The following is a 7,428-nucleotide window of genomic DNA, read 5'->3' as shown; positions in this document are numbered from 1 at the left end:
TCACTCAAAGTCCTCACAAAACGTGAGAACTTCGGAAGTTTTGTATGTAGGCGATCGCGCCCAAAGCCTTTATATCGCTGGTTTTCAGCGGTTCTGGAAACTCTGGAAAAATGGAGACTTGCATCAAAGTATCGTCACTTTGATATCAATATCTCATCTTTTCAAATGTTCCAGAACCAGGGCAACGTTTTGGATGTTGCAATCAGCAAGATCTGCAAGTTTTACAGAAGTTCCAGAACCGATCGCCCTGCAAAGTCGTGATTTTGTCCCATGTTTAGAGGTCAATTGTAAATTTTTATTAAAGACAACTGAGGAACTTTTAGGAACTATTAAGGACTGACGATGTTTTGCGGGTGTTTCTGTCGAGATGGGGCGATCGCCCCAAACCCTTGAACTGCATGAAGTACAGCAATACTAAAAGAATTGGCAATTATATTAAAACATAATTGTTCGAGGCTCTAATGCTTGCTCAGACTGGTTCTGGAACATTTGAAAATAACGAAAGATTTTCAAAAAAAAGATCAGAAAAACGGTTGAAAATTTCTAGCAAATGTGAAAGAGTATCGAAGATTCAGAGAGAAAAATGCAATGAAGAGATTTTCTGCAAAGCCGAAGAAAATTTGTGAAATTCTTGGAATTTCGCACCCGACCCTGCGAAAACTCACCCGCGAAAAAATGTCTGCGGGCGAAGAATATTTTGTCGTTGGGCGGACGATCCGGTATGACGAAGCGGCGATCGCCGCCTGGACGAAAAATCAGGCGATCGCAGGCTAAAAACGCAAAAAGGGAGCCGTTGGCTCGGCTCCCTCCACAAAATTAAACAGTCACGTATGAAAAATATATCACAAAATTTTGGGGACGTCACGCCCCAGCTCGATCGCCCAAACCTGCTGCCCAACTGGGTTTTGGACGATTTTCGCAGCAGCGGTGTACCCGACGCGCTGACTCAGGCAAACATTTTTCACGCCGAAGACGTGGAAGCCTTGCTGGAACTGGGTTTGAGCCATTGGGCGCGGAAATCCCGGACGGAAACCACGCGGGCGAAGGCAGAGGCGATCGCCTCTGGCGTTTGGTTTACCTACGGCACAACGCTCGACGGCGGCGAGGGGCCGGCCATCTACGCGAAACCCCGAAAACCTAGGCAGGCTGTGGGTTTTGGGTCGCAGACGAAAGCCGTGAAATACGAAACAAAATTCGGCGATCGAGCCACTCCGATCCTCCCGTGGGTGGACGAGGCGACAGCGATAAAAGTTTTTGAGAGACAAAAAATTGAACCAGCCCCAGGCGAGACGTTTTGGCAGACCGTGCAGCGATCGGGCTGTACGATCGCCATCACGGAAGGATTTAAAAAGGCTTTAGCCCTTATGGATCAAGGCATCCCAGCGATCGCGCTGCGTGGTGTGTCGTGCTGGAATGTCCCTCGATCTCGCCAACTCCATGAGGCGATCGCCCAGTTTGCCGCGCCTGGGCGGGAATGGGCGATCGCGTTTGACCAGGACGCCAGACCCCGCACGGTGCGGGCAGTTGGGGCTGAAATTCGCAAGCTGGGCGGAGCTTTGGAGGCAACGATCGGGCGCGTTGCGGTGTGGACGTGGGATCAGTCAGCGGGAAAAGGAATTGACGATGCGTTGGTTCACCAGGGCGACCCCGCCGCGTGGCTGGCAGGGGTCATCAGCACGGCCCCAACCCTCGACGCCTGGAAGCGCGATCGCCTGAAAGCCTCGCTGCTGGCGGCGTTGGAGCAACGGCGCGTCATGCCATGCTTGCCAGAGCGGGTAACAACGGGGCGCTACCTGCCAGAGCTGCCAGCCATTGAACCAGGCGCGATTTATGCCCTCGACGCCCCAATGGGAACAGGCAAGACCGAGCGGATCGGCGCTGATTGGGTGCAGGGTGCGATCGCCCGTGGGTGGAATGTTCTAGTGCTGTCGCCAATGAATTCGCTTGGTCAGCAAACATCCGAGCGCTGGGACTTGCCTCATATTCACAATTACGATTTGAACAACTCAGAGCAGGCGCGGCTATTCCAGGACGAGGTTAAATACGCGCATGGTCTGGTTCTTTGCCCTGACTCGCTGCTGCGAGTGCCCAAAGAGTTTTGGGATGGCGATCGCCCTCTGCTGGTAATCTTCGACGAAGCGAACCAGGCCGCTGCCCACATTGTCGAGGGCGGCACGCTAGGCAAGCGTCAGAGTCTGATTCTCGACCGCTTGGCGGCGATTCTAGAGCGGCCTGGTAGAGATGGGGCGATCGTCCTCTCTGAAGCCGACCTACTGCCTAGAACCTTGAATTGGATTTCAGATCTGTCGAAGTGCAATCGGGTGCGGTTTTTTCAACATCAGGCAGAGGGCGATCGCTGGGCTGTCGAAGTGCTGAACGGGTCGCCTAGTGGGTATTTTTCTCAGCTTTTGGCGGCGCTGGATCAAGGCGAAAAGTTGATGTTCGTCACCAGCAGCCAGTTAGCGGGACGGCGACTGGAGCTGCTAGTCAGCCAGCAGCTACCAGACAAAAAGGTCTTAAGAATTGACTCGCAAACCAATGAGGGTGGGCGGTTTGCTGCCTTTTGGCGTAACCCGAATCAGTACCTAAGCGAACATGGAATCGCTGATCTGTTAATTCTTTCACCCAGTGGCAAAAGCGGTGTGAGCATCGAGGTTCCTGGTTTTGATGCGGTCTGGGGTTACTTCACCTGCCTATCACCTTCAACCTGGCTCCAGCAGCTCGGTCGCTATCGACTGCCAGTGCCTCGACGGGTCTTTGCAAAGCCGTTTATCCCCACATCAGGCGATGAAGGTTTGCTGTGGGAGTCCGAGATACAGAAGCGCCTGAACCAAACCCGCCAAGGGCTTCCCCGGCTTTTGGGGCTGGAAGTCACAGACCTAATTGAAGCCGCTGATGCAGGCGAGGATGTCGCTCGATTGCTGGAAATCCAGCAGGCTTGTGAAAGGTTTTATGCCGAGAACGCAGCGGCGGTGGGGGCTGAGAAGGCGATCGCACTGGACTATTTGAAGCACCGGCTTCAGCAGCGCCATGAGGTTGCAGAGGTCGCCTTGTCCGCATCCAAAGAAACCTCAAAAGCGTGGAGTGAAACACTGGAAACGATTTGGCGGGCGGACTCTGAAGAGTTTGCTGAGATCAAGATAGAAGACGACCAAACCACAGAATGGGCCAGGGAAATTCTGGACGCTCCAGACTCGACCCGGCAGCTCAGGCAAACCGCCCTAAAAGTGCTTTGCCGCGATGAGTTTCCAGGTGTTGACTTCAATGACAAAGACGAGTGTTACACCGCGCTGTTTGCTGACTTTGGAGCCATGCGGCGCGGCGTGTCCCTGCAAGTTAGAATGCAAAATCTGGACTGGTCGAAGTTTGAGGATTCGCAGACGGCTAAGGCGCAATTTGAGCAGGCGATCGCCCTCACTCACCGATTACCCAAAGCGCACCTGAAAGCGTTGTTGCTTCAGGCGGTGGGGCTGCTGACGCTGTTGGACGGGCGGCCGTACAGCAACAGCGACCCACGGGCACAGGAAATTAGACGGCGATCGCTCCATTACGCTAGCGAGATCCGATACTACTTGGGACTTAACGTTGCTGAGAGACAAACGCCATGCGAGATTTGTAACAAATTGTTAAGGCGGCTGGGGTTGGAGGCTGAAGCCACCTCGTACGTGACTGTGCAAGGCAACGGGAAAGGGCGCAGGGAATGGATCTACACCTTGCCCCAGCTTTTTGACGCGACGCGGATCAGGCTGCTGCGTGCCGCCACGCAGCGGCTCACGGGCGCAGCAGTTGCCATCTTGACCGAGCCACCGCCCGAATACACAGCGTTGATGGTTGCTGTCGAAAAACGGCGGCGCAAACCTAAAGAAATCCCAAAAATCGAGCCAGAAATTTTGCGGGGCATGGGGATCTCAGTCCCAGGCGACGGGGCTGGAGGCGTTGAGATACAGGGCGTTGCAGCGTAGGAGTAAAATCGTGAACACTCAATTTTTTGACCTCCATGAGGTCGTCAGTCGGGATGAAATTCTGGCGATGTTGTCCTGGAAAGACACCACGCTGGCCGAGCAATTGAAGATCAAAGACGACCCATTCATGTGGCATCGAGGGATTCATTTCTTCCAGGTGCAGCGAAACGGCAAGCTGACCTTTAACAAACGCATGATTCAGCTTTGGCTCACGGCCAAAAGCCAAAACGACACTCATATGCACCTGGATGCGATCGCCCTCTACCAGGCGCTAGTTCCCCGGATCAGCCAAATCCAGCGACGCAAACGCGCTATCTAGGAGTGCTGGAAGCGTTGTCTTGCTTGGGATGTAGCCTGCATAGCTGCGGTAAATCATGCGGGGTGAAGTCCTGCAAAACTTGGCAACCGTCAAGGGATCTTCACCCTGTTGCAGCCAGTAGGTGATGAGCGTGTGGCGGCTGGTGTAGGGCTTGCGGTAGGGTACACCCGCGATCGCCAGCCTGTTTTCCCAGACGCGCCTGAAGTTGTGCTTGTCGAGATAGCCACCGCGAGGCGCGGGGAAAATCAGCGCTTCGGGGTCTACCTCCACTGGGCGGCGGCGTTGCAGCAGCTCTCGCAGGTGTCGGCTCAGCGGCACAAAGCCCGCTTGCCCTGCCTTAAGTTCCTGAATCTTGCTCACAGAGCGGGTTTTGCCAAACCAAATCTGTGAGCAATCCTCTGTCACGTCACCCCAGACCAGGGCGATCGCCTCGCCAGTGCGGCAACCCGTGCCCAGCAAAAACTCGACGAAATCCGCATAGTGGCGATAGCTGCGATGCTGCCTGAACGCCTCGACAATGCGCCTGACCTCATCCAGTGTAAAGGGATTGGGGCGCGGCGCTGGGCCTGGCTTGACTTTGCTGGCCATACCCTTCCAGGGGTTCGTCGCTACCTTGCGCTGGGCAATCGCCCAATCCCAGCAGGACTCCAGCATCCACAGCCGCTCTTGAACGGTTCTGGGAACCAGTTTGTTTTCCAGGTAGCGCTTGAACTTCTGGCAGTCTGCGGGCGAAAGTTGCCCAATGGTTTTGCCGCCGAAGTACGCCTTCAAATGGGTCAGCAGCCCGCTGTATTTGGTCAGGGTTTGGCTATAAACCTCATCCCGCTTATGTTCCAGGTATCGCCTAAATAGCTCATGCACCTCTAGCGACTTGCTGGCTTTCCCGCCTCGATACCGCTCAAGCGTCGGATCGAAGATATCTTGAGCGATATCGCGCTCAATTTCGTTTGCCTTTAGCTTGGCATTGGCGGCGTTGGTAGGGGTGTCGTCCAGCCCCAGATAGAAGCAATAGCGCTGGCCATCGACCCGCCATCTCAGGCGCAAGCGCCCTCTGCAAGATTCGACCCTAACGCTGCCCATTTTTGTACCCGATTCGCTACCCAGCGCACCCCGAAAACCGTATTAAATCGTACCAGAGTGAGGGCGTGTACCCGGTGTTATACCCAACAAAACCGGAACCCCTGAAATGCAAAACCCGCTCTGTGAGCGGGTTTGAGGGATGGACACAACTGGACTCGAACCAGTGACCCCCACGATGTCAACGTGGTGCTCTAACCAACTGAGCTATGCGTCCTGAACAGCTTACTAGTATAGCAGCCTTGGGCGATCGCATCAAGCTTTTTGTCCCCAATTCTACAGAACGCTGGCTGAAATGCTTTTTCTGCCTGGGGTTCACGCTTTGCCGTCCCACTGCTGCTTCATCCGCTCGATGCGCTCTAGCAGGCTCTCGTTCGACAGGCGCGAGTTGAGCCGCTCCACCAGCAGCGGAAAGGCAAAGGGCGACGGGCGCTTGGTGGTTTGCCACACCAGAGAGAGCGATCGCACTCTATCCAGCGTTTTGGCCAGCCGATGCACCTCCAGCTGATCAGTGAGGACTTCTTGCTCTGCCTGCTTCAGCAGCAAGTTATCCGGTTCATATTTGGAAAACACTTCGTAAATCAGCGACGAGCTAACCTGGAGTTGCCCTGCCGTCTTTTTGGCAGAGGGATAGCCCTTGAACACCAGCCCAGCAATCTGGGCGATGCCGCGAAACTTGCGAGCAGTGAGTTCCGACAGGTTGAGGCTGGCGCGAATGTCGGCTTCCAGATTTTCCAGGCTAAAAAAGTCTTCGGAAAACAACTCGTGAAAGGGATAGTCTTTGGGCGCGAGGATTTCAAACCCGTAATCATTTACGGAAATCGTAAACGTTGCCTGCTTTTGTCGCGCAAACCGATAGCCCCACAAAAAGCCCAGCCCCTCATGCACAAAGCGCCCTTCAAAGGGATAAACATAAAGATGCTGTCCTTCGCGGGTCTTGCAGGTTTCAATCAACAACTCGGTTGCAGCGGGCAAATGGGAAATGCGCTGCTGAGCAGACAGAATTGGTTTCAAGCAGGTCAGTTCTAGATTCGTGCTTGCATCCTGGCTCTGTTCAATTTCACGTCTCAGATGCATACTCAGCGTGTCGGATATTGCGAGATTTCCGCCACCCCAGGTGGGTGTTACGGTAGATTTCTTACTTGTGCTTTTGACATATACCACCATGTCTTTCATCTGAAAAAACTCAAGCTGTCGCCCTGCAAAAAAGAACACATCGCCCTTTTGAAGCTTGGATGCAAAGCCTTCCTCGATTGTGCCAATTTTGCGGCGATTGGTGTATTGAATCTGTACCGATTGATTGGATGTAATTGTTCCGATGCCCATGCGATGCATCCGGGTGATTTGTGGATCGGTGACACGATAGCGGCCGTCTTCCAGCGTGATTTTTCTGTATCTTGGATAGGCACTGAGCGACTTCCCGCCCTTTTCCAGAAAGTCAAGTATCCAGGTAAATTCAGCATCCGTTAGGCATTCATAGGATATGGTTTGGCGAATGGCAGAGAGCGTGTCGGCAGGTGTGAAGCCGTCGCCGCAGGACAGAGTGACCAAATGCTGAATTAGCACGTCATAGGGCTTGTGTAGCGGGCGGCGTACCTCGATGTCGCCCTGTGCCAAACCGTTGCGAAAAGCGGAGATTTCCAATAGCTCTAGCGAGTTGGTTGGCAGGAAGAAAATCTCGGACGTGCCTGCGGGGATGTGGGCCGATCGCCCGGCCCGTTGCAGCAGCCGAGCCAGGTTTTTGGCGCTGCCAATTTGCACGACGCGCTCCACAGGCTGAAAATCTACACCCAAATCTAGCGACGAGGTGCAGACGACCCACTTGATGTTCCCAGTTTTCACTGCCGCTTCGATCGCCTCTCGTTCCTGCACGTCGATAGAGCCGTGATGGAGCGCAATGCGGTCTGCGTGATCGGGCAGAGCAAACGTGAGCGCCTGATACCACTTTTCTGCCTGGGCACGGGTGTTGGTGAAAATCAGCGTGGAGGTTTCGATATCCAGTGCGTCTACGAGTTCCTGAAACATTCGCAGGCCCAAATGCCCCGCCCAGGGAAAGGTGTCTACTGAGTC

General features: G+C 54.3%; 6 protein-coding genes and 1 tRNA gene. 4 read left to right on the top strand and 3 right to left on the bottom strand.

Translation table 11 applies throughout. The features are described 5' to 3' along the window. The 4 genes from IGS51_RS00155 to IGS51_RS00140 form a co-directional block, all read left to right on the top strand. A partial coding sequence (locus IGS51_RS00155; RefSeq protein ID WP_297074736.1) for a hypothetical protein occupies positions 1 to 340 on the top strand: 340 nt, incomplete at its 5' end. Positions 341 to 588: 248 nt separating this feature from the next. Continuing rightward, the gene (locus IGS51_RS00150; RefSeq protein ID WP_297074735.1) at positions 589 to 774 is read left to right on the top strand and encodes a helix-turn-helix domain-containing protein; all 186 of its coding nucleotides are present in this window, start codon (positions 589 to 591) and stop codon (positions 772 to 774) included. A 56-nt stretch (positions 775 to 830) separates the two neighbouring features. Continuing rightward, entirely contained in the window at positions 831 to 3,962 is a 3,132-nt protein-coding gene (locus tag IGS51_RS00145) for a plasmid replication protein, CyRepA1 family (RefSeq protein ID WP_297074733.1), read from the top strand. 10 nt (positions 3,963 to 3,972) lie between these two features. Next, positions 3,973 to 4,281: a hypothetical protein gene (locus tag IGS51_RS00140; protein WP_297074732.1), complete on the top strand. Its 309-nt coding sequence runs from the start codon at positions 3,973 to 3,975 to the stop codon at positions 4,279 to 4,281. Here the strand turns inward: IGS51_RS00140 and IGS51_RS00135 are convergent. The 3 genes from IGS51_RS00135 to IGS51_RS00125 form a co-directional block, all read right to left on the bottom strand. Then, entirely contained in the window at positions 4,234 to 5,361 is a 1,128-nt protein-coding gene (locus IGS51_RS00135) for a tyrosine-type recombinase/integrase (RefSeq protein ID WP_297074730.1), read from the bottom strand. The two genes, IGS51_RS00140 and IGS51_RS00135, sit on opposite strands and share 48 nt — an antisense overlap. A 140-nt stretch (positions 5,362 to 5,501) precedes the next feature. Continuing rightward, positions 5,502 to 5,575: transfer RNA gene (locus tag IGS51_RS00130), tRNA-Val, on the bottom strand. 98 nt (positions 5,576 to 5,673) lie between these two features. Continuing rightward, positions 5,674 to 7,428 (bottom strand): helicase-related protein (locus tag IGS51_RS00125; RefSeq protein WP_297074729.1); only part of this gene is annotated, 1,755 nt, incomplete at its 5' end.

The sequence above is a fragment of the Thermoleptolyngbya sp. M55_K2018_002 genome (assembly GCF_015295965.1).
In the GTDB taxonomy this organism is placed as follows: Bacteria; Cyanobacteriota; Cyanobacteriia; order Elainellales; family Elainellaceae; genus Thermoleptolyngbya; species Thermoleptolyngbya sichuanensis.
This window is presented reverse-complemented; position numbering and strand designations above follow the sequence as displayed.

What these genes read in the sequence shown, in the direction of transcription:
- IGS51_RS00150 (WP_297074735.1), top strand. Translation starts at nt 589, where the DNA reads ATGAAGAGATTTTCTGCAAAGCCGAAGAAAATTTGTGAAATTCTTGGA.
- IGS51_RS00135 (WP_297074730.1), bottom strand. Translation starts at nt 5,361, where the DNA reads ATGGGCAGCGTTAGGGTCGAATCTTGCAGAGGGCGCTTGCGCCTGAGA.
- IGS51_RS00145 (WP_297074733.1), top strand. Translation starts at nt 831, where the DNA reads ATGAAAAATATATCACAAAATTTTGGGGACGTCACGCCCCAGCTCGAT.